Raw genomic sequence first — 20,915 nt, 5'->3', positions numbered from 1 at the left:
ATTCAAAACAATTAAATGATAAGTCTACAGCGTTAACGTCCAGCATTGTTTTTTCATACCAAAATAGTAGCAGACAAAAATTGAAAGGACACTCAGCCAGAAAGTAAAGTAAGCAATTTCATTTATATAAACCGACAATGAACCATACCAAGGCATTTGCCCAAATACATAGTCAATGATTTCATTATGTAATGTGAATACAGCAGCAACGGAGAGGTGCCACACTTTTATTCGGTAAAAAGGTGAATACAGTAAAGCTTGAATAGCCATTGCAGCATGAGAAGCCATCAACATATACCCTGTCCAATGGAAATTATCGCTGACCATTAATGTCCATACATTCATAACTACCGCCCAAACGCCGTACTTAAATAATGAAATGAACGCAAGCGCCTCAAACACCCCCCAATTTTTATTCATAAGAAATCCAATCAGTACAATTACAAAAAACAAGCATGCAGTAGGGCTGTCCGGAACAAACGGAATGAAAATCAATTCGGTTTCTGCAAGCTGGTGTCCATACCAATCATATCCGTATATCGTGCCAAAAATATTTATGATCAAAAGAAACACTATAAATTTTTTATTACGGAGAATGGCATAAATCTCATTCATTCACTTTTCCTCCTTATCTCTTATAAATCTAATATGTTAATCTATCATACTACAGTCATGAAAGAAAAAGAAATTAGAACAAAAGCGTAAGCGCCCCCTAAAAAGCACCGTATGAACTGGAGGCCGCCGACAGAGACATAGGAAACACGAAGGACGAGAGTCACAGCGACGAAGATATGCAGACGCAGCGCCTTTAGTCGCTGTACCTTGCTTGCGGGCCGATTCCACATTTCGCGTTGACTTATCGAAGGAGGCTGCCGAAGGGCAATAGGCTGGGCGCTGGAGCTAGACGGCGATACACTATTTTCAACTTATACAAAATGTAGATTTATAATTTCCTAAAACTTAAAAAAAGATGGTTTAAAGCTTGTAAGCCTTAACCATCTTTCTCTTCTTTCTTATTCAGCTTCAATTCCTGCTATAAATTCAGAAAGCAGTTGCAGGTCTTCGTCTGTGCCTTTATATAAACCGGCCGGCATAGAACCTGTTCCATTTACAGCGATTTCAGCAATCTCTTCAGCTGTTAATCCCGTTCCGGCTAAAGTAGGGGCTCCAGGTCCGCCTTCCAAGTTTCCGCCGTGACAGCCGATACAGCCGCTCGCTTCATAAACAGCATAGCCAGGATCTTCTTGGTCAATTTCAGGTCCTAATACAATCTCACCTTGCTTCTTGGCAGCTTCCCAGTCATGCATATCAACAGAAGCCCAAGTCAAATAGAAAATGCTGATAACAGACAGCAACATGAAGCCTGTTGCAAACGGACGCTTAAAAGGACGTCTTTCCGGTCCGCGGTCGATAAATGGCGCCAACAATAACGCACCAAATGCCAAACCAGGCATAACCATTGCTCCAATCACATTGTATGGACCGGAAGCATACGTATATTTCAATAATTGATATAAGAATAAAAAGTACCAGTCAGGTAACGGTATATATCCGACAGCTGCCGGATCGGCCATTTTCTCCAAAGGCGGATCATGAGCAACACATAAAGCTAAAAATCCAACTAAGAAGACCGCTCCTACCATCCATTCTTTCAAAAGAAAGTTGGGCCAGAATGCTTCCGTTTTCCCAGGGTACTCCGAGTAATCTTTCGGAATATTCGGTGTTTTCACAGCAGTAATACGTGAATCACCTACAAACTTCATTCCTTTGCCACGATGCATCGTACAATCCCCTCCTCTTGTTAAAAGCTTCTAAATTTCAAATTTATCACCTTTCGGCTTACAACGGACCGGATATACCTTGCTTACGAATCATCATGAAGTGGACAGCCACCAATCCAAGTAATGCTGCCGGCAAGAAGAACACGTGGATTGCAAAGAATCGTGTTAACGTTACAGCTCCGACTATTGTAGGATCCCCTGCCAGCAAGGTCTTAATCTGGTCGCCAATAAGGGGAACAGAACCCGCAATTTCCAGACCAACCTTTGTTGCGAACAACGCTTTCATATCCCATGGCAATAAATAACCTGTAAATCCAAGACCTAACATGACGAAGAAAATTAAAACTCCGACAACCCAATTCAACTCACGTGGTTTTTTGTAGGCTCCCTGGAAGAAAACCCTTAAAGTATGTAAAAACATCATAACAATAACGACTGATGCTCCCCAGTGATGCATACCACGAACGATTTTTCCGAATGCTACTTCATTTTGCAAATAATAAACCGATTCCCAAGCATTTTTAATATCCGGTACGTAATACATCGTCAAAAACATTCCGGATAATACTTGAATAACCGTAACAAAAAATGTTAATCCACCAAAACAATAAACAAATGCTGAGAAATGATGGGCCGGATTAACATGCTCAGGTACTTCATGATCGGCAATATCGCGCCACAGAGGCGTAATATCGATTCGCTCGTCCACCCAATCATAGATCTTGTTTAGCATACATTACGCCCCCTTGTTTCTGTTTGGCTCTATTGCACCTAATTTGATAATTCCGTCTTCGACCTGTACTAAATACATGTCTAGAGGTCCCATTGGCGGTGTGCCTTCAACATTCATGCCATTTTTCTCATATAATCCGTTATGGCAGTTGCAGAAGAACCTATTCGGATTTTTGGAATCTGTATTCCAATCTACTACACACCCAAGATGTTTACAGATTGGAGATAGTGCAACAATCTCGCCAGCTTCATCTTTAAAAACCCACGCTACTCTTGTTTCTTCGGAATCATACCATGCATCTTTCTGCTGAACTAAAAAGCTGACACGCTGAGGCTCAGTCGTCAGGTCGCTTTCCTTCATGGTCGTTGCTACAAAATCACCGCTTGCACTCGCTTTTAAAACAGGATCGACTGCAAAACGCACCATAGGCATTAGCATCCCCGCCGCCATGAAACCGCCTACACCTGTTAACGTATAGTTCAGAAATTGACGTCTTGAAACGCGCTGTTTACTCATAAAATCCCCCCTCTACCTAAAAAACTTCAGTCCGACGGACAATTATCAATATAATTCTATAAAACTAGGACATCCCCATGATACTTCATTACCAAAATAAGGTCAATATTCTGATAACACAAAATTTGGTATTTGTGTGTTGCATACCCAAAATTTCATATTTTATTCATTTTTTCCATTTTTGACTAATTACTTTCAATAACATTTTGACTTGTTCTTCCATCATTGGCTGCTTATATTTTTCTTCTAAATGTTCTAAAGGAATAGGGCTTATCCAAAGCAAGCTCTGACCAATCTCCATTTCAAGTGTTTTCCATTCCGCGTCAGACGTAAGAAATAGCACATGAGAAAATTGTTTATCCAAATCTGCTTTCCACTTTAATAATAATTCGAGCCTTTCTTCTTTAGACCAATCACTGCAATATGTCAATGGAGGCATTAATAGGACTCTTCCTTTAAACTGCTGCTCAACCTGCCTCGATACAATCGATATAAAATCATGAACAGAAGCACTTTGCTTCGCTTGCTCTTTAAACGTCAAACCAATCAGCGGCATGACTGCTGTATCGACGTATTCTCTAGCTTGAAAAAACATGTCCATATCTTGAGGTAACCATTTCATGTTTTTTTCGCTCCCTATCTTTTTGTTCATCATACCATTTTTAGTATTTTTTTACATAAAATTCACAAAACATTCAAAAAAGCCGTTATCGCTCCTTTTTCATTGAAACTCCCGCTTGAATTCGCATCAATGAAAAAGGACAGGGCATGGCAGGTATAAGGTTAGAAAGTTATCTGCGTTCAAAATTTCTTACCATAAAAAAATAGCCTTCCGAATCGAAAGGCTACTCCATATTTTGCAAAGCAGTTGTTAACTCTTGAAATAGTTCTTGATCATGGTGATCCAACGCTTCATCTATTTGCTTTAGCAGCTGAGTTCTTTTAAATGATGTCAGCGAAAGTTGTAACACTTGCTCTGCCATTTTTTTGTCTTGCTCATTTGTTTCCATATTGCTCGGTATAAAAGGATTTTTCTCAAGAACGACAGCATAGTGATAGGAAGAATAAGCTGAGCGAAAGTGCAAGGTAATATAAATGTCCTCATCCCTGTTCAAACGGATATCGTGGAAAGATTTTTCCGCATCAGTTGTCATGATGTTGGACTTATAAAACTTAAACGGCGCTTCATCTACACAATGTGTTGACATTACCAAACCGCGGGGACAAAATTGTGCATCCTCAACAAAATGTACTTTCTTCATCAGCTGATCGTGGCTCATTAAGTAGTTCAGTATCCATACACACTCACGTCGTTTGAGCTGGTAATGATTCAAAAACCAGCGAATGAATTCCTTTTTTTCGTTCACAGAAACAAGGGCAGCCATTTTAAATCCCTCCTCTGTAGCATTGTTTATCTTATTTCTTTGAAAAGGTTTAAAACCCTCCCAAAAGATTTGTACACTGCTTGAGTGCTATTCCTCATTGGATTGAACACGTTCCTTTAATGATAAATACTCTTCGTTCCAAGGATCGAATGCAAGAAGCTTATTAATAATTTCTGCAAAAAGCTTCATGTCTCCTTCTTCAAGTAAAAAATATCCATACTCTAATAAAAATTCTTCATTTTGGCTATATTCCTCATAAGCTTCAGCATAATGCTTTCCGGCTTTATCAAATTCTTCTACTTGATTGAAACAATATCCTAGAAGCCAATCAAATTGAGGATCGTTTTCCCCTAATTCAGTAATACTTTCAATTGTTTCAATACATTCTTCATATTCTTCCGATTGGATAAAATATTTAGCCAAAGTGATGCCTGCCTCTAAATAGCCAGGATCTATAGCAATTGCTTGACGGAAGTATGAAACAGCCTCCAATTGCTTATTGAGCTTTAAGCAAAGCTTCCCTGCTTTAAAATACAATTCTTTATTGTATTCATCTTGTTTTATACCCTCTTTTGCGATTTTGTAAGCCATTTCATAGTCATTAAGCATCTCATAAGAGCTTGATAAATATAAGTAAAGCGAATGAAATTCATGGTCAATTTCTTTAAGTTTTGTCAGTTGGCTGACTGCTGTTTTATATTGACCTGCCTGAAAAGCGGTTAAGCCATATTGGAAGAGTGTATGAAGTTCCATTTTCTTTTGCAGACTTTTATCATAAAAAGGAAGAGCCTCTTCAAATTGCCCAAGATTGCTGTATGATTCCGCAATACGCTGGTTAATAGATACACCTGCCATTTCGTCGTTTTCCTTCAACACTGTCTCGAAGTATCCGATTGCCTCTTGGAAACTTCCTTGCATGTAGCATTGCTCACCTAAAGCAAAATCTATGACGGTTTCTTCCGGAAGCAACTTCTTCGCATCAAGCAGCTTTTTATAAGCGACTTCATACAATCCGTTTAAAGAATAAAGGTCGGCTTCTAGCAATAATACGCTTGGATAGACGGGGTCATCCTTTTTCACTTGTTTGACAAGCTCTAACGCATCATCTTCCTGATCAAGTTCGATGTAGATTTCCGCTAAAGAAAGCAAAAGCTCTCCTTCATCAGGATGCGTTGCCAAAAGCTGTTCGTACAACTTGATTGCCTGCTCCAGGAAGCCCAGTTCCACTAGATTTTCAGCAAGTACAAAGATGTCCTCTTCCAAACCGCTGTTTTGTATTGTATGTATATGACGATATGCTTCTTCAAATTCACCATTATTGATTTTTTCTAAGATTTTTTCGATAGTTACCATATTAATTCCTTCCTAACTTTTCCTTCTTTTTCAAACAAAAAGCGCTGTTAAAAGAGAGTGTTGATTTCCGCTGCGGGCGGACGCTTTCCGCTCCAATCAACAAACAATCTACGTTAAAAAATCACTAATTAAAATTAACAGTGCCAATCAAAAAAAGAGTGTACTTTATTCTATCATAATATGGTTATTATCTTTTCCACAATATATGGGTCTTCAAACAGTAAGAAAAACCGTTACCGGTCCTTTTTCATTGACTTTCGTATCTTTCAAGAAAAAAAGCCATCAAATCACTTTGATGGCTTTCGTCTATTTATTTTTGCATTAATTGGTGCAGATGCTCAAAGAAGTTTGGATATGATACGTTAATAGCTTCTGCATCATGCAATGTTACTTCTTCTGGACAGATGAGCGCTGCAACTGCAAGCATCATTCCGATGCGGTGATCCCCGTAGCTAGTCACTTCTCCGCCATTTAAGGATGTTTTCCCTTTAATAATCATGCCGTCTTCTGTAGCGACGATATCAGCCCCAAGTTTAGATAGCTCAGAAACTACCGTATCAATACGATTTGTTTCCTTTACCTTCAGCTCTTTCGCATCCGAGATGACAGTTGTGCCGTCTGCTTGTGTTGCCATTAGAGCAATAATCGGCAATTCATCAATCAATCTTGGGATAATACTGCCATTTATAGCTGTAGCTTTCAGATTAGACGTTGAAATTGTAATATCACCTATCGGCTCTGCTGCATCAGGAGCATTTGTTTGTTTAATGGTCATTGTTGCTCCCATATTTTTTAACACATCTAAAATTCCGGTGCGTGTTTCATTCAAGCCGACACTTTTCAGACAGATTGTGCTATTTGGAACAATAGCCCCAGCCGCCAGGAAAAATGCTGCCGATGAAATATCACCTGGAACCGTTACAGAAGTAGCTTGCAATGATTGTCCGCCTTCAACAGTGATTGCATTGCCATCGCTAACGATATTACCACCAAACATTTGCAGTATAGTCTCTGTATGGTTTCTTGTTTTTTCTTTTTCGATAACCGTTGTTTTGCCATTGGCTTGAAGTCCCGCCAAAAGAATAGCAGATTTTACTTGAGCGCTTGCAACCGGCAACGTATATGTAATTCCCTTTAACGTTCCGCCTTTGATTGTAAGCGGCGTATATTTTCCATCCTCGCGTCCTTCGATTACCGCCCCCATCTCCCGGAGCGGTTGCACGACTCTTGTCATCGGTCTTTTGGCAATTGATTCATCACCTTCCAAAGTCGTTTCAAACGGCAATGAGGAAAGAATACCCGACATTAGACGAATCGTCGTCCCGCTGTTGCCGACATCAAGAATTGTATCCGACTGCTTAAGGCCCTTGACACCTTTCCCTTCTACAGTTACCGATGTTCCATCCTGAGCAATTTCGACACCAAGTTTGCGGAAACAAGCAATAGTACTTAGGCAATCATCTCCTGCGAGGAAATTTTCAATTGTTGTCTTCCCTTCAGCCATCGAGCCAAACATAATTGCGCGATGAGAAATCGACTTATCTCCAGGGACTGCAACCGTTCCTTGCAATCCTTTTACATTCGTTATCATTTTCTCCATCGTTTCACTCCTCACATTATGTATACCCCATAATTCGTATGATCAGCTAGGCAGTCCTCTGCCGCCTTCCGGTCTTCTTCCGATTGGAACGAAATAACGAGCACACCGTACAACTCTTCCCTTGTTTCCAAAATACGTATATTCGTAATACTGATTCTTGACTGCGCTAAATAGCCTGTAATTTCAGAAATGACACCCGGATAATCGGGTACGTCGACATACAGATCATAAAATGCTGGAATCGCCCCTTGAGAACGTACAGGCAATTCGTCTCTAAATGTCTTCGCACTTGAGAAATACCGGAAAATCGAGTCGCTGTCGCTAGCCTGAATATGGCGCTTAATTTCAGCCATTTGTTCAATCCAATCGTCCATCAGCAATAATAACTCATCTTTATTATGAAGTAAAATGTCTCTCCACATTTCCGGACTGCTTGAAGCAATTCTCGTCGTATCTCTAAAACCGCCGGCAGCAAGACGCGCCACCAAATCATTTTGCTTCGCCGCTCTTTTAGCACTATGCACAAGACCAGCCGCAATAATATGCGGAAAATGACTGATTACACCTGTCATCTTGTCATGCGTCTCAGGAGAAACTGTAAGAAATTTTGCTTTCGTACCGCGCAGCCATGCTTTAAGCTCAGCCAATTTTTTCTCTTCTTCTTGTTGCGTTGGAGTAAGCAAATAAAAAGCATTTTCAAAAAGATGGGCTTTCGCTGCAGCCGGACCGCTCTTATGCGAGCCTGCCATCGGATGACCGCCGATAAATGTCGCGCCGCTTTTCTCCAGTTGCTTAGCGCTTTCTGTCACCTTTATTTTCGTACTGCCGACATCTGTTACAATCACATTTTTCTTTAATGAATAGCGAGATAAATCACCTATTAATTGCACAGTCTGCTTAACAGGCGTACCTAATATAATTAAATCTGCTTCCTCTGCACCTGCCCGGACAGAGTCACAAATATCATCGATAATTCCGAGCGCTTTAGCAAGCTGGGCACTATTATCGTTAATATCATAGCCGTAAATACGGACATCACGATGCGTATTTTTGATTGCAAGAGCAACCGATCCTCCAATTAAGCCAAGACCAATAACAAAAACAGTACCTCTCAAGCTTTCTCCTCCTCAGCTAACTACGATCATTTATTTCTTTTCTCAGCCAATAATCCACGCAATTCAGAAATGATGCCGTCATTTTGTTCTTTAGTTCCGACCGTTATTCGGACACATGTCGGAAAACCAAGAGCGACACCGCTTCGAACAATATATCCCTTACTCATCAAATAATGAAACACATCGTCCCCGCTTATGCCGAAATCTATTAAAATGAAGTTGGCTTGCGATGGATAGTATGATAATTTCTCTTCTTCACAGAAAGAATAGTATTGCTGCAGTCCTTCACGATTTTTCTCGCGACAGCTCTCCACAAAATCTTGATCCTCCAATGCTGCAACAGAAACCCATTGTCCGAAAGTATTGACATTGAATGGTTCGCGCACAGGATTCAGTTTTGCGATAACTTCTTCGTTGGCAATTGCATAGCCAACTCTGAAACTAGCTAAGCCGTATATTTTAGAAAATGTGTGAAGAACGATAACATTCGGATATTTTTCAACAAGCTGCAAGCTATCCGGATAGTCTTCCGCCACTACATATTCGCGATATGCTTCATCTAAAACAACTACTACATCTTTAGGAACCGCTTCAAGGAAAGGAATTAAATCACCTTCCGCAATGTAAACACCTGAAGGGTTATTCGGTGTGCACAGCCACACAACGCCTGTATTTTCATCAATCGCCTCAAGCATCGCATTAAGGTCATGGTCGCCCTCTTTTGTCAGAGGAATTTCTCTCACTTCCGCATTTTCTACTATTGCATTATGTTTATATTGCGAAAATGATGGAGTCGCCATCACTGTATTGATTCCCGGGCGCAAAATACTGCGTGAGATAATGCCGATAATCTCATCCGAACCATTACCCAATAAGAACCGGTCCTCAGGCAGATTATAAAATCTAGATAGCGCTTCTTTTAATACACTTCCGTTTCCATCGGGATAAATAGCAAACTGGGATGGCTTTTCCTGTAAAGTTTCCAAAACTTTCAATGAATATCCATAAGGATTTTCATTGCTTGCAAGCTTTGTAATGTTATCTAAGCCGAATTCCTTTTTTACCGCTTCAGTGGATCTGCCTGGCTGATACGCCTTTAAATCTAGTATATTTGTTTTCCACTTCATTTAAATCGACTCCCTTTTAACGTATTAAAGTAATAAAGTTATTTTATTGTAGCATATTTTTAATCCGTACGATAGTTTATTAACTGATAATTTAAAAAACTAAAATTATAAGAGAGAGGCTCTCAAAAGCGAGCTAACGCATTCGAGAAGCCTCCATTTAATTATCGGTTTAAATCCGGACGCAATACTTTAGCACCTTTTAAATATACGTGTTTAATGTCTTGCTGACTTTTGTCTGTATTCCAATGCAGCATGATTCTCACGCACTTTTCCAAAGCACCAGGAACCGGAATTTCTTGGAAGCACATCACCGGCACATACTTCCATCCCTCTACTTTTCTCAAAGCTTTTGCGGGAAAGGTTGCCGTAATATCATCCGTGACAGAAATGATAGCCGAACCTACAGTTTCAGGTTCAATGTTATTGCACTCAATGATTTCTCTGAGAAGTTCTTCGGTCGCATCAATTATTAGCTTCTCATCATTTTCCGCAACTGTTGTCGCTCCTCTTACTCCTCGAGTCATCCTTTTTCCTCCCATTTAGTTAAAAATACCGCTTTAAGCAGTCGATAATTTCGCTATCACCCAATTGAATCGTACTTGGATTGCCGATCTCATTTAAGACGACAAACGTGACCTTGCTTCCTGTTGTTTTCTTATCCTTTTTCATGCTGACCAGCAAATCCTCATAGGCTATATCAGGCAATTCCGTTTGATAGCCAAGCTTTTTAGCCCAAGCAATAAATTCGGAAATATTAAAGGTCAACCCGCATTTTTCAATGCTCATCTTCAAGGCAAAAATCATGCCGATCAAGACTGCCTCACCATGCGTCGTTTTTCCGTAGCCCAAGTTGCTTTCAATACTATGGCCCAAAGTATGACCGAAATTCAAATATTCACGTATGCCCGTTTCCCTTTCATCCTGCTTAACGATTGCCGCTTTAATTCCGATTCCTTTTCGAATCACTTTAAGCAAAACATCGTCCGGCATTTCACTGACGTTAGTCACACTGTCTTTCATCCAATGGTAAAAATCCTTGTCCTGAATGAGCCCGTGTTTGATTGCCTCAGCAAACCCTGAGCGCCACTCATGCTCAGGTAATGAACGGAGCAAATCATAATTATAGAACACTGCTTCTGGCTGATGGAAGGCTCCAACCATATTTTTTCCGAGTGTATGGTTGATGGCTACCTTCCCGCCGACTGCACTATCATGCGCGAGCAATGTCGTCGGCAAACCGATAAAACGGATGCCGCGCATATAAGAGGCTGCAACGAAGCCAGCTAAATCGCCTGTTGCTCCTCCTCCTAATGCCAAAATTAAAGATTTTCTGTTAATGTGTCCCTTCAAGCCCTCTCCATGACATTGTTCAAACACTTGAAATGATTTGGCCTTTTCACCGCTTGGCACAATGGTCGTGACCATGTTCGGATAAGCGGATTTCAAACAGTTTTGCAAAGGTTGTAAATATAAAGATGCAACCGTTTCATCTGAAATAATCCATACATTGGAAACCGGTGCAAGCTCTTTCTCAATAAAAGCAGGAAGTTCCTTATATAAATTGCTACCGATTACAACAGGATAAGTTTTAGAAGACGTTTCAATCGTTAGCTGTTCCATTATCAAAACTCCTTTAATTGTTGTCGATATAGCTCCAAATATTCTTTTAAGCCTTTCAATGTATCGCTTGGGAACTGATCAACAATCGCACTTGCCAGCTCCCAAGCTACTGCACTTTCAGCCACAACAGCCGCTGCCGGCACTGCACAGCTGTCCGAGCGCTCAATGCTGGCATTGAATTCTTCCTTCGTGTTGATGTCTACGCTTTTCAATGGTTTATACAGTGTCGGAATCGGCTTCATTACACCTCGAACGACAAGCGGCATACCGGTTGTCATTCCGCCTTCCAAACCGCCTAATCGATTCGTCAAACGATAATAACCGCGCTCCTCGCTCCAAGCAATTTCATCGTGAACCTCGCTTCCGAAACGGTCGGCTGCTTCAAACCCGATACCAAATTCAACACCTTTAAACGCATTGATACTCAAGATTGCCGCTGCCAGTTTTGAATCCAACTTTCGGTCATAATGCACGTAGCTTCCGACACCAGCCGGCATACCTTCAACGACCACCTCGACAATACCGCCGATAGAATCGCCATTCGCCTTAGCATCATCAATTGCTTTCATCATTTCAATACTCGCTTGTTCATCTAAACAGCGTACTGGAGAAGCTTCCGTTTTCTCTTGCAGTTGCTTCATGCTTTCATATGAACAATCTTTCGCCTCAACTCCGCCAATTTTCACAACGTGCGAGCCAATTTCAATGCCAAGTTGAGAAAGCAGCGTTTTGGCAACTGCTCCTGCTGCAACACGAACCGTTGTTTCACGCGCTGATGAACGCTCCAAAACATTGCGTAAATCACGGTGACCGTATTTCATGCCGCCATTCAAATCAGCATGGCCTGGTCGCGGTCTTGTAATTGTACGGGCAATATTTTCCGCTTCTTCATCCGTAATCGGCTCAATGCCCATTATTTTCGTCCAATGCTTCCAATCATTATTTTCAACAACCAATGCAATTGGCGATCCTAATGTTTTACCATGGCGAATGCCTGATGTAATTTCAGCTGTATCTGTTTCAATTTGCATACGGCGTCCTCTTCCATGCCCTTTTTGGCGCCGAGCAAGATCCTTATTTATATCTTCTGCTAATAAAGGCACACCGGCCGGCATACCTTCAATAATTGTTGTTAGCTTTGGTCCGTGTGATTCACCAGCTGTTAAATAACGCAACCTATCCATCTCCTTTTTAGCACTTTAAAGCTTTTATGTAAGAATATATCATAAACTAGACAATTGCTGAAATAAAAATATTGGAAAAATTAAATAATTTCGTTCAAATCTAGCATTTTTTATAAAAAAACGTATCTTCCGGGTCAAAACCATACTTGGCGGAAGAAAAAATCTGTTCGGTACTGCCAACGAATAAAATTCCGTTTTGCTTTAGAGCGTTACTGAATTTTTGATAAAGCATATCCTTCGCATCTTCCGTAAAATAAATAAGCACGTTTCGACAGACTATTAAATCAAAATTTGAATCAAATGAATCAGCCAGCAAATTATGCTTTTTAAAAGTTACCGACTTCTTAATACTTTCATCTACGTTATAATAATCTGCTTCCTGCTTAAAAAACTTTCTTTTTACATCCATCGGCACTTCATTCAGCGATCTTTCATGATACACACCTAATTTCGCTCTCGCCAACACATTATCATCAATGTCCGTTGCTAAGACCGAAAATTTAGCGGACGGCAGCAGTTGAGAAAGTATCATAGCCAGTGTGTACGGCTCCTCGCCGGTAGAGCAAGCAGCACTCCACACCTTAATTGTTCCGCTGTTCTTTTTAATTAACTCCGGCAAAATCTTTGTCTGCAATACTTCCCAGCGCTTATAGTTCCGATAGAATTCTGAAACATTGATTGTCATCCGGTCAAGCAGCTCATGCAAAGCGTCCCTATCGGCAGCTACATGCTGGTAGTAATCTTGAAAGCTCTTAAATCCCTTTTTTTCATACAACGAAGTTAGCCGTCTTTTCATCTGCGCCTCTTTATATAAACTTAAATCAATGCCTGTCAGAACTTTTAATTTCCCGCAAAAAAGTTGATAATCCCTCTCCATGAAAATCTATATCCCCCATATCCAAAAAATATTATGTAATAATATTTCATTTTTCCCCACTATATAGTATAGCGAAATTTGACATAATAAGGTTGATTTTTCATGAAATTTGTAAGAAAAACCGTTACCGGCCCTTTTGGTTAGGCAGCTGTCCGCGTTCAAAAATTATACATTAATAAGAAAAAAAGGGCTTCCCAATTGCCATAAAATGACTTTCAAGAAACCCTTCATTGTTTAAATTAGTAAATCCACTCGTTGATTAGTTTTGAGTAAGCAACAAGCTCTTCTTCTTTAAAGAATAAGCCGATTTCGCGCTCTGCGCTTTCAGGTGAATCTGAACCGTGGATAATGTTCTTACCAACAGTTGCAGCATAATCGCCTCTGATTGTGCCAGGCATTGCATCTTTAGGGTTTGTAGCACCCATCATTTGACGAGCTGTAGCGATTACATTATCGCCTTCCCAAACCATAGCGAATACAGGGCCTGAAGTGATGAAGTCTACAAGCTCACCAAAGAAAGGACGCTCTTTGTGCTCTCCGTAGTGCTGTTCAGCAAGCTCAGTAGAAATTTGCATAAGTTTTGCTCCTACTAATTGGAAGCCTTTCTTTTCAAAACGTGCTACTATATCCCCGATTAATTGGCGTTGAACGCCGTCTGGTTTTACCATCAAAAAAGTTTTCTCCATGTAAATCCACTCCTATACGTATTTCTATTAGACTGCAAGACAATCCACGAAAAATCTTAACATTTTTTCACTATTATCGCAACTTGTACTAATTGAAGTATTCAAAATTTTCTTTTGCCGATATACTTTGCGATATCATATAGATTTTTCCGGGCACGGATATTCGGTAATTTATCCAGTTCCCGCATCGCTTTCTGCAAATATCGATCACTTACTGCAATCGATTTTTCAATTGCTCCTGATTGATTGATCAACTCAATAATTCTGCGTAACTCATTATCCTCTATATGCTCATGAACTTTAACAATTTCCCTTTTCAACTCGGGGTCTTCGCGGGCAAAAAGAACCGGCATTGTTATGTTTCCATGCTTCAAATCACTGCCGGCAGGCTTACCAAGCACTTTTTCAGAAGCAACAAAATCTAAAATGTCATCTGTTATTTGATAGGACATCCCTACATAATAACCAAATCGGAACAGGCTTTTATGAATTTTCTCATCCGCTCCAGCAACAACTGCTCCCAATTGACAGCTCGTTGCGATTAAAAGCGCTGTTTTCCGTTTGATTCTTCTAAAATAAGTAGTAACGGTTTGTTCAAAATGGTATTTATCGCGAATTTGTTCAATTTCCCCTAAACAAACTTCGACAATTGTTTTTGACAACAATTGATGCGTCAATGGCTTCTTTACTTCCGTAATCAATTGCAGTGATTGTGCCAGTATATAGTCTCCGGTATACATCGCCACTTTATTGTTCCACATTGCCTGGACAGTCGGAGCCCCTCTTCTCGTCAGCGCTTCGTCTACCACATCATCATGAACAAGTGACGCCATATGGATCAATTCCAAAGCAGCTGCTGCTTTTTTGATCATAAGCATATTATAATCTCCAAATTTAGCAGCCAATAACACAAATACAGGACGAATGCGTTTGCCCCCGGCATGCAATAAATGCAAACAAGCCTCTTGCAGAAGAGGATCGCCGGCGTTTATGCTTCCTTCTAATTCCTTTTCTATCGCTTGTAAATCTCCGTTAAAATAAGAGGATAACATTTTATATTTCATATATTCCACCTAGCTTAATTATCGTCAAAAACTTGTTCTCTTTTAAATTATCCATTCTATTGAACAATAAACCTTTACGACTATATCCCTGTCTGCAAAAACTATTGCTCCGGCTTATAGCCAAAATGCGTCGCCGCTACGCCTCCGGTATGCGCTTTATAGCTGACCTTGATAAAGCCTGCTTTCTCGAACATGCGGGCAAGCTCTTTCATTCCGGGAAATTCCCTTGCTGATTCATTCAGCCAAGCATATTCCTTGTAGCTTTTTGCGAAAATTTTACCAAATAACGGCATAATATATTTGAAGTAAAAGAAGTAGCCTTGCTTAAAGCCGATTAGTGTAGGCTGTGAGGTTTCAAGACAAACGACAAGCCCGCCCGGCTTGACAACTCTGTACATTTCCCTAAGTACTTGGTCATAATCAGGCACATTTCTCAATCCGAAGCCGATTGTCACATAATCAAAAGAATTATCTGTAAACGGCAGCTCCATCGCATTTCCGTGAATTAGCTCAACATTATGCAACCCAAGATGCTCCACTTTCTCTTTGCCGACTTTGAGCATATTTTCACTGAAATCAAGCCCGATTACACTTCCTTCTTGGCCTACTGCTTCCGCCATTGCAATAGACCAGTCCCCTGTGCCGCAACAAACATCAAGCGCTTTTGCTCCCTTTTGGACATTCATCGCCTTCATTGTTTTTCCGCGCCATTTTATATGCTGCTGAAAACTGATGACAGAATTCATATGGTCATAATTTTTCGAAATGTTTTCAAAGACAGCATGCACTTTCTTTTCTTTTGGTGTTTCCATCCTTTTACCCTTCTTCCGCATATGAGCTTTCTTTCAACTCATTTTCTGTAAGTATCGCTTGCAAACTTCTATACAGGCTTGAATTTTGATTGAAGCTTGAAAGCAGAGATTGAGAACAAGCAGAATGCAATGATACAATTCTTTTTTCTGCCGATGACAGCAACTCACTTCTTTCACGCTCTACTAAATCCTTAGCCTGTTTTTTGAAGATTAAACCCGATAAGGAATTGAACAAGAAAGAATCTCCCTGTGCAATGAACTGTTCTCTTTGCTGCTTTAATGCGCAAATTAATAAATATTGCTCAATAAATTCTTGGTAATGACTCTTTTTGAAGCATTCTGCAACTTTAACAACGAGAGATGATTGAATTGTCCGGATGGCTGAATACAGTGCCTCTTCATCCACAAAATGCAACTGATGCAGAATCATTTTATGTTCATTTATATCTTTAATACCAACCGCCAATGAGCGAATTAGATCGATACGTTCCAGTTTTGACAGAATGAAATAATAAAGCCCGCTGTAGTAGTCTCCTGCCAATACTGTCAATTGATGTTCAGTAAGTGACTTTCCGTCATTAATCGTGGAAGAGGCGGGTATATGATCATGTATATCCAACGCAATTTGCACGAGTATAGTAGCTGCAATGATTTGATCACGTTCTTCGTCGGATAAATCGATATCCTTCAATAACATAATCAGCAAATACAGCTTATCGTCATCTATAATCGGATCAGACAAATAGCGGCGAACATAAGGATGAGAGGCTAATGATAAAATATAATTATGTAAGTGCTTTTTATATGCGTTTATGTTATCCATACTAATCACCCTTACTTTCATTCAGAGCAGCCTCGGTTCACGCTGCCATTTTCATATAATTAATAATGTTACAAAAGCCTAATTATTATAACATATAAATTCTAATAACTTAAACCGCAAAAATAGCAGGATAAACCTGCTTATTTTCGCGTACTCTCTACCTCACCAAAAGGCGTGTAAATTTGAGCATTTCCACGAACTTTAATAGCGGAAGTATGCTCAGTGAATTGGGCGATCATTACCTCACCTTGGTCAAGCTTCTCCGAATGGTGAAAACGGGTATCCGAACCTCTCGTTAAGCCGATTACATTGACCCCGTCCTCTTTTGCTTTAATGATTACGTAATCTGAACCTTGTTTACTCATTGTTTCACCTCAATCATTAGCTCTTAATGAACGATAACACTTCTGAGCGTGATCTTGCATCTTCAGCGAAAATTCCGCGGACAGCAGAAGTGACTGTTTTCGCACCCGGTTTTTTCACACCTCGCATCGTCATGCACATATGCTCTGCTTCTACAACGACCATGACGCCATGCGGATCCAAACTTTCTAAGATGCTATCGGCCACTGTAGACGTAATCCGTTCCTGCAACTGAGGTCTTTTTGAAACGGCTTCTACCGCTCTAGCCAATTTGCTTAACCCCGTAACAACACCATTACGCGGAATATAAGCGACGTGCGCGACTCCGTAAAAAGGCACAAGATGGTGCTCACAAACAGAGAAAAACGGGATGTCTTTCACTAATACCAGTTCCTCGTGATCTTCACCGAAAACGGTTTTGAAATACTCTTTCGGATCTTGATGCAAACCGGAGAAAATTTCCTCATACATACGCGCTACTCGCTTAGGTGTATCCAGCAGTCCTTCTCTTGTCGGATCTTCCCCTACTGCTTCCAGAATCATTTTTACTGCTTCCTCTATTTTAGCGTGATCTACTTTTCCCAATTGATTTTCCCTCCAAAATTCGACCGCCAAGACTATCAATTAAATCTTATCGTTAATATATTTTTTTACAATATAACGCTTTACTAGTAAGTTACAAGACATAATTATAACAATCTTATATTAACACATTTATAAAAATTCTCTAAACGAAAACAACTTCTCTCCAAGAACAAAAGCGCAAGTGCCCCGGTTTGCACCGAATGCACTGGAGGCCGCCGATCAAGATAAAGGAAACATGAAGAACGCAAGTGTTTGATGTGTCTAGTTGCATCGGCCAGCCAGTTTTCATCTTCGAAAAGCTTCCTCGAATATCTTGTATAAATCATGACTGCCAAGTGATGATTTTTACAGCTCGGTTCATTAGTGTTGACTTATCGAAGAGAGGTTGACGAAGGGCAATAGGTGCTTGGCGCTGGAGCTGGATGTCGATACATTTTTTACTTATACACATTGTGAATTTTTGTAATTTCCTAGTGAATAAAAAAAAGAGGAATAATCATGCCAAAAGCATATTATTCCTCTTATACATATTAAGTTAATATGTAAACATTATTTAACTGCATCTTTAAGTGCTTTACCTGGTTTGAAAGCAGGCACTTTGCTTGCAGCGATGTCGATTTCTTCCCCAGTTTGAGGGTTACGACCTTTACGAGCAGCACGCTCACGTACTTCGAAGTTACCGAATCCGATAAGCTGTACTTTATCACCATTTTTAAGTGCTTCTAAAATTGTATCAAAAACAGCATCAACAGCTTTCGTTGCATCTTTCTTAGAAAGCTCGCTAGCTTCTGCAACTGCATTAATAAGTTCTGTTTTGTTCATGCCATTCACCTCCTCCCAAAGGGAATTTCATTTTCAACATTCTCATTCATTCTGTTTCATGTTGTACAATGAGGTTTGTTCAAATCATTTTTATTTAAAACTTTTACCCATGCTATGCATAAGCCTATTTATCCTACTCTATCTATTAAAAGAAATCAAGTAGCTACAAATCAAAAAGCATGTACAAAAGCTTGAAATACGTAAGAATGGCTGTTTCTCATCTCATTTACTGTAAGTAGATTATCACAATCGTTTCTTGTTATCAAGAGTATTCAATAAATAATGGTAATCTTTTAGTAAAATAAAATATTTTCTTAAAATTTCTGTCACTGTTTTCTTAGCCTTCCCATTAACACCATTAAATAAACAACAAATTTGAAATATTCGGTAATTAATAAATTATATCAGAAACCTTTGCACACAAAAAGAAGAACCGGGACTTTATTCTTAATAAAGTTCCGTTCTTCCCGTTTTTTTACAAGATAAATATATTTTTTTGAACTTAAAAGACTGTCTAACCTTATACCTGCCATGCTTGGTCCTAAGCTGCCTCCCCCAAGAAACCAAAGGCGGGTTTCTCGTGTGATTCATCTTACTCCTCCCGCATGGCTCCTTTTGATTTGAAATACATTATAGAAGGTAATCATCTGTGGCTGACTGCAAATTCTTGCGTGTGTGCCTTATCAAAAGGACCGGTAACGGTTTTTATAATATAATCGCAATCAAACCGCCTGATCCTTCGTTAATAATGCGCTCGAGCGTTTCCTTCAGCTTATATCGCGCATTTTCAGGCATTAGTGACAGTTTAGCCTGAATGCCCTCTCTAACCAGACTGCTTAAGCTTCGACCAAAAATCTCGGAGTTCCAGATCGACAACGGATCATCTTCATAATCTTGCATCAAATATCGAACGAGCTCTTCGCTTTGCTTCTCCGTCCCGATAATCGGCGCAAACTCCGATTGGACATCAACCTTAATCATATGAATAGATGGAGCAACCGCCTTCAGACGAACACCGAATCTAGGTCCTTGACGAATGATTTCTGGCTCATCGAGACTCATATCGGCCAACGAAGGGGCAGCAATTCCATAGCCGGTTTGCTTCACCATTTTCAAAGCATCCGCAATTTGATCATACTCTGCTTTCGCATGGGAGAAATCCTGCATCAGCTCTAATAAATGATCCTTGCCTCGAATTTCAACCCCGACTATTTCTTTTAAAATTTGATCGTATAGCTCATCGGGTGCAAATAAGTCAATTTCCGCTATACCCTGGCCCATTTCCATACCCGCAAGGCTTGCGTTATCAATAAACTCATAATCTTTAAATTGATGGACAACCCGGTCCACATCACGTAATCTTTTAATATCCTTCACTGTATCTTTTACGGCATCCTGATAACTTTCTCTCAGCCAATGGTTCTCGCGAAGAACCATTACCCAACTCGGCAAGTTCACATTTACTTCTAATACAGGGAACTCGTATAATGCTTCTCTCAGGACATTCATTACATCCGATTCCCGCATTCCCTCTACGCTCATCGCCAGTGTAGGGATATTATATTTCTCTTGAAGTTTTTCCCGAAGTGCTTCAGTATCCGGATGGAAAGGCTGCACAGAATTAATGACAATGATAAACGGCTTACCTACTTCTTTTAGTTCCTCTATAACACGCTCTTCCGCTTCGATATAATCACGTCGAGGGATTTCACCGATTGTTCCGTCAGTTGTCACAACAACTCCTATAGTCGAATGATCTTGAATAACCTTGCGTGTTCCGATTTCTGCAGCTTCATGAAATGGTATTGCTTCTTCATACCACGGCGTCGTAATCATACGTGGGCCGTTTTCATCTTCATATCCTTTCGCACCCGGCACTGTATAACCGACACAATCAACGAGGCGGATATTGACCTCCAAGCCTTCTTCTACTCGAATATTTGCTGCGGCATTCGGCACAAATTTTGGTTCTGTCGTCATGATCGTTTTTCCGGCAGCACTTTGCGGCAATTCATCTAATGCGCGCGCTCGATCTGCTTCATTATCCATATTAGGCAATACGACTAATTCCATGAACTTTTTTATAAACGTTGATTTTCCAGTACGAACCGCTCCCACAACACCTAAATAGATGTCACCGCCGGTCCGTTCTGCTATATCTTTAAAAATATCTACTTTTTCCACGAGATTCCCTCCCGATATTAGAGTGCTTGGGGTAAAATAACGACACACGTTAGATAGACACTATATATCTATGATGTTGTCCTATCACTTTATGCAAAACTGATACAATTTATTTACTGATCGTTATATACCTCCCATTTTTGTTTCCAAAGTGCTGATTCAACAATATTTCATCCCACTACAGTTAAAACCGACTGTATGTTGTTTTCATTATTGTTAGTACTTAATTAATATTGGGCTAAAAACAAAATAACCTTTCCCTTACAAATATATTTTGTAAGAGAA

22 protein-coding genes are annotated in these 20,915 nt (G+C 40.1%); all 22 read right to left on the bottom strand.

Going from position 1 to position 20,915, the window contains the following annotated elements:
• Positions 1 to 24: 24 nt before the first annotated feature.
• The 22 genes from lhaT to spoIVA all read right to left on the bottom strand — a co-directional run bounded on the left by lhaT (position 25) and on the right by spoIVA (position 20,630).
• Complete coding sequence (gene lhaT, locus IEO70_RS18940) at positions 25 to 615, bottom strand: lipoprotein heptaprenylglyceryl N-acetyltransferase LhaT (protein ID WP_190999940.1); 591 nt, start codon at positions 613 to 615, stop codon at positions 25 to 27.
• A 398-nt stretch (positions 616 to 1,013) separates the two neighbouring features.
• Positions 1,014 to 1,781 carry a menaquinol-cytochrome c reductase cytochrome b/c subunit gene (locus IEO70_RS18935; RefSeq protein WP_190999939.1) on the bottom strand — a complete coding sequence of 256 codons (768 nt, stop codon included), beginning with the start codon at positions 1,779 to 1,781 and terminating at the stop codon, positions 1,014 to 1,016.
• Positions 1,782 to 1,839: 58 nt separating this feature from the next.
• Positions 1,840 to 2,514, bottom strand: a complete 675-nt coding sequence (gene qcrB / locus IEO70_RS18930; RefSeq protein WP_190999938.1) for a menaquinol-cytochrome c reductase cytochrome b subunit — start codon at positions 2,512 to 2,514, stop codon at positions 1,840 to 1,842.
• A gap of 3 nt (positions 2,515 to 2,517) precedes the next feature.
• Positions 2,518 to 3,030, bottom strand: a complete 513-nt coding sequence (locus IEO70_RS18925) for a QcrA and Rieske domain-containing protein (RefSeq protein WP_190999937.1) — start codon at positions 3,028 to 3,030, stop codon at positions 2,518 to 2,520.
• Between the two features lie 166 nt (positions 3,031 to 3,196).
• A complete protein-coding gene (locus tag IEO70_RS18920) occupies positions 3,197 to 3,652 on the bottom strand; it encodes a YpiF family protein (RefSeq protein WP_190999936.1) in 456 nt (151 codons plus the stop codon).
• A 223-nt stretch (positions 3,653 to 3,875) separates the two neighbouring features.
• Complete coding sequence (locus IEO70_RS18915) at positions 3,876 to 4,415, bottom strand: ReoY family proteolytic degradation factor (protein ID WP_190999935.1); 540 nt, start codon at positions 4,413 to 4,415, stop codon at positions 3,876 to 3,878.
• Between the two features lie 87 nt (positions 4,416 to 4,502).
• Complete coding sequence (locus tag IEO70_RS18910) at positions 4,503 to 5,768, bottom strand: tetratricopeptide repeat protein (RefSeq protein WP_190999934.1); 1,266 nt, start codon at positions 5,766 to 5,768, stop codon at positions 4,503 to 4,505.
• Between the two features lie 310 nt (positions 5,769 to 6,078).
• Entirely contained in the window at positions 6,079 to 7,368 is a 1,290-nt protein-coding gene (gene aroA, locus IEO70_RS18905) for a 3-phosphoshikimate 1-carboxyvinyltransferase (RefSeq protein WP_190999933.1), read from the bottom strand.
• Between the two features lie 11 nt (positions 7,369 to 7,379).
• Positions 7,380 to 8,483, bottom strand: coding sequence for a prephenate dehydrogenase (locus IEO70_RS18900; RefSeq protein ID WP_190999932.1), 1,104 nt, complete (start codon positions 8,481 to 8,483; stop codon positions 7,380 to 7,382).
• A 26-nt stretch (positions 8,484 to 8,509) separates the two neighbouring features.
• Positions 8,510 to 9,610 (bottom strand): histidinol-phosphate transaminase, encoded by a 1,101-nt coding sequence (gene hisC, locus IEO70_RS18895; RefSeq protein ID WP_190999931.1) that lies wholly within the window; start codon positions 9,608 to 9,610, stop codon positions 8,510 to 8,512.
• A gap of 161 nt (positions 9,611 to 9,771) precedes the next feature.
• Positions 9,772 to 10,134 carry a chorismate mutase gene (gene aroH, locus IEO70_RS18890; RefSeq protein ID WP_190999930.1) on the bottom strand — a complete coding sequence of 121 codons (363 nt, stop codon included), beginning with the start codon at positions 10,132 to 10,134 and terminating at the stop codon, positions 9,772 to 9,774.
• Positions 10,135 to 10,153: 19 nt separating this feature from the next.
• On the bottom strand, positions 10,154 to 11,230 hold the full coding sequence (gene aroB, locus IEO70_RS18885; RefSeq protein ID WP_190999929.1) for a 3-dehydroquinate synthase: 1,077 nt from the start codon (positions 11,228 to 11,230) through the stop codon (positions 10,154 to 10,156).
• A gap of 2 nt (positions 11,231 to 11,232) precedes the next feature.
• Entirely contained in the window at positions 11,233 to 12,405 is a 1,173-nt protein-coding gene (gene aroC, locus IEO70_RS18880) for a chorismate synthase (protein ID WP_190999928.1), read from the bottom strand.
• 109 nt (positions 12,406 to 12,514) lie between these two features.
• A complete protein-coding gene (locus IEO70_RS18875; protein ID WP_190999927.1) occupies positions 12,515 to 13,291 on the bottom strand; it encodes a CheR family methyltransferase in 777 nt (258 codons plus the stop codon).
• Between the two features lie 239 nt (positions 13,292 to 13,530).
• Positions 13,531 to 13,977 carry a nucleoside-diphosphate kinase gene (gene ndk / locus IEO70_RS18870; protein WP_190999926.1) on the bottom strand — a complete coding sequence of 149 codons (447 nt, stop codon included), beginning with the start codon at positions 13,975 to 13,977 and terminating at the stop codon, positions 13,531 to 13,533.
• Positions 13,978 to 14,078: 101 nt separating this feature from the next.
• Positions 14,079 to 15,041 (bottom strand): heptaprenyl diphosphate synthase component II, encoded by a 963-nt coding sequence (gene hepT / locus IEO70_RS18865; protein WP_190999925.1) that lies wholly within the window; start codon positions 15,039 to 15,041, stop codon positions 14,079 to 14,081.
• Positions 15,042 to 15,142: 101 nt separating this feature from the next.
• Complete coding sequence (locus tag IEO70_RS18860; RefSeq protein ID WP_190999924.1) at positions 15,143 to 15,853, bottom strand: demethylmenaquinone methyltransferase; 711 nt, start codon at positions 15,851 to 15,853, stop codon at positions 15,143 to 15,145.
• A gap of 4 nt (positions 15,854 to 15,857) precedes the next feature.
• Positions 15,858 to 16,676, bottom strand: a complete 819-nt coding sequence (locus IEO70_RS18855; RefSeq protein WP_190999923.1) for a heptaprenyl diphosphate synthase component 1 — start codon at positions 16,674 to 16,676, stop codon at positions 15,858 to 15,860.
• A 140-nt stretch (positions 16,677 to 16,816) separates the two neighbouring features.
• Positions 16,817 to 17,041 carry a trp RNA-binding attenuation protein MtrB gene (gene mtrB / locus IEO70_RS18850; RefSeq protein ID WP_190999922.1) on the bottom strand — a complete coding sequence of 75 codons (225 nt, stop codon included), beginning with the start codon at positions 17,039 to 17,041 and terminating at the stop codon, positions 16,817 to 16,819.
• Positions 17,042 to 17,057: 16 nt separating this feature from the next.
• Complete coding sequence (folE, locus tag IEO70_RS18845) at positions 17,058 to 17,624, bottom strand: GTP cyclohydrolase I FolE (RefSeq protein ID WP_190999921.1); 567 nt, start codon at positions 17,622 to 17,624, stop codon at positions 17,058 to 17,060.
• 549 nt (positions 17,625 to 18,173) lie between these two features.
• Complete coding sequence (locus IEO70_RS18840) at positions 18,174 to 18,446, bottom strand: HU family DNA-binding protein (RefSeq protein ID WP_190999920.1); 273 nt, start codon at positions 18,444 to 18,446, stop codon at positions 18,174 to 18,176.
• Between the two features lie 705 nt (positions 18,447 to 19,151).
• Positions 19,152 to 20,630, bottom strand: a complete 1,479-nt coding sequence (spoIVA, locus tag IEO70_RS18835; RefSeq protein WP_190999919.1) for a stage IV sporulation protein A — start codon at positions 20,628 to 20,630, stop codon at positions 19,152 to 19,154.
• Positions 20,631 to 20,915 lie beyond the last annotated feature (285 nt).

Origin of the sequence: Peribacillus faecalis (genome assembly GCF_014712675.1) — a bacterium.
Classification (GTDB): Bacteria; Bacillota; Bacilli; order Bacillales; family DSM-1321; genus Bacillus_AD; species Bacillus_AD faecalis.
The sequence above is the reverse complement of the archived record's forward strand: the minus strand, read 5'-3'. Positions and strand labels throughout refer to the sequence as shown.

Excerpts from the sequence above, each read along its gene's own strand:
- IEO70_RS18920 (WP_190999936.1), bottom strand. The coding sequence starts at position 3,652 with ATGAAATGGTTACCTCAAGATATGGACATGTTTTTTCAAGCTAGAGAA.
- hepT (WP_190999925.1), bottom strand. The coding sequence starts at position 15,041 with ATGAAATATAAAATGTTATCCTCTTATTTTAACGGAGATTTACAAGCG.
- hisC (WP_190999931.1), bottom strand. The coding sequence starts at position 9,610 with ATGAAGTGGAAAACAAATATACTAGATTTAAAGGCGTATCAGCCAGGC.
- aroH (WP_190999930.1), bottom strand. The coding sequence starts at position 10,134 with ATGACTCGAGGAGTAAGAGGAGCGACAACAGTTGCGGAAAATGATGAG.
- mtrB (WP_190999922.1), bottom strand. The coding sequence starts at position 17,041 with ATGAGTAAACAAGGTTCAGATTACGTAATCATTAAAGCAAAAGAGGAC.
- lhaT (WP_190999940.1), bottom strand. The coding sequence starts at position 615 with ATGAATGAGATTTATGCCATTCTCCGTAATAAAAAATTTATAGTGTTT.
- IEO70_RS18875 (WP_190999927.1), bottom strand. The coding sequence starts at position 13,291 with ATGGAGAGGGATTATCAACTTTTTTGCGGGAAATTAAAAGTTCTGACA.
- IEO70_RS18925 (WP_190999937.1), bottom strand. The coding sequence starts at position 3,030 with ATGAGTAAACAGCGCGTTTCAAGACGTCAATTTCTGAACTATACGTTA.
- ndk (WP_190999926.1), bottom strand. The coding sequence starts at position 13,977 with ATGGAGAAAACTTTTTTGATGGTAAAACCAGACGGCGTTCAACGCCAA.
- IEO70_RS18910 (WP_190999934.1), bottom strand. The coding sequence starts at position 5,768 with ATGGTAACTATCGAAAAAATCTTAGAAAAAATCAATAATGGTGAATTT.
- IEO70_RS18855 (WP_190999923.1), bottom strand. The coding sequence starts at position 16,676 with ATGGATAACATAAACGCATATAAAAAGCACTTACATAATTATATTTTA.
- aroB (WP_190999929.1), bottom strand. The coding sequence starts at position 11,230 with ATGGAACAGCTAACGATTGAAACGTCTTCTAAAACTTATCCTGTTGTA.
- IEO70_RS18860 (WP_190999924.1), bottom strand. The coding sequence starts at position 15,853 with ATGGAAACACCAAAAGAAAAGAAAGTGCATGCTGTCTTTGAAAACATT.
- qcrB (WP_190999938.1), bottom strand. The coding sequence starts at position 2,514 with ATGCTAAACAAGATCTATGATTGGGTGGACGAGCGAATCGATATTACG.
- IEO70_RS18840 (WP_190999920.1), bottom strand. The coding sequence starts at position 18,446 with ATGAACAAAACAGAACTTATTAATGCAGTTGCAGAAGCTAGCGAGCTT.
- aroA (WP_190999933.1), bottom strand. The coding sequence starts at position 7,368 with ATGGAGAAAATGATAACGAATGTAAAAGGATTGCAAGGAACGGTTGCA.
- IEO70_RS18935 (WP_190999939.1), bottom strand. The coding sequence starts at position 1,781 with ATGCATCGTGGCAAAGGAATGAAGTTTGTAGGTGATTCACGTATTACT.
- IEO70_RS18915 (WP_190999935.1), bottom strand. The coding sequence starts at position 4,415 with ATGGCTGCCCTTGTTTCTGTGAACGAAAAAAAGGAATTCATTCGCTGG.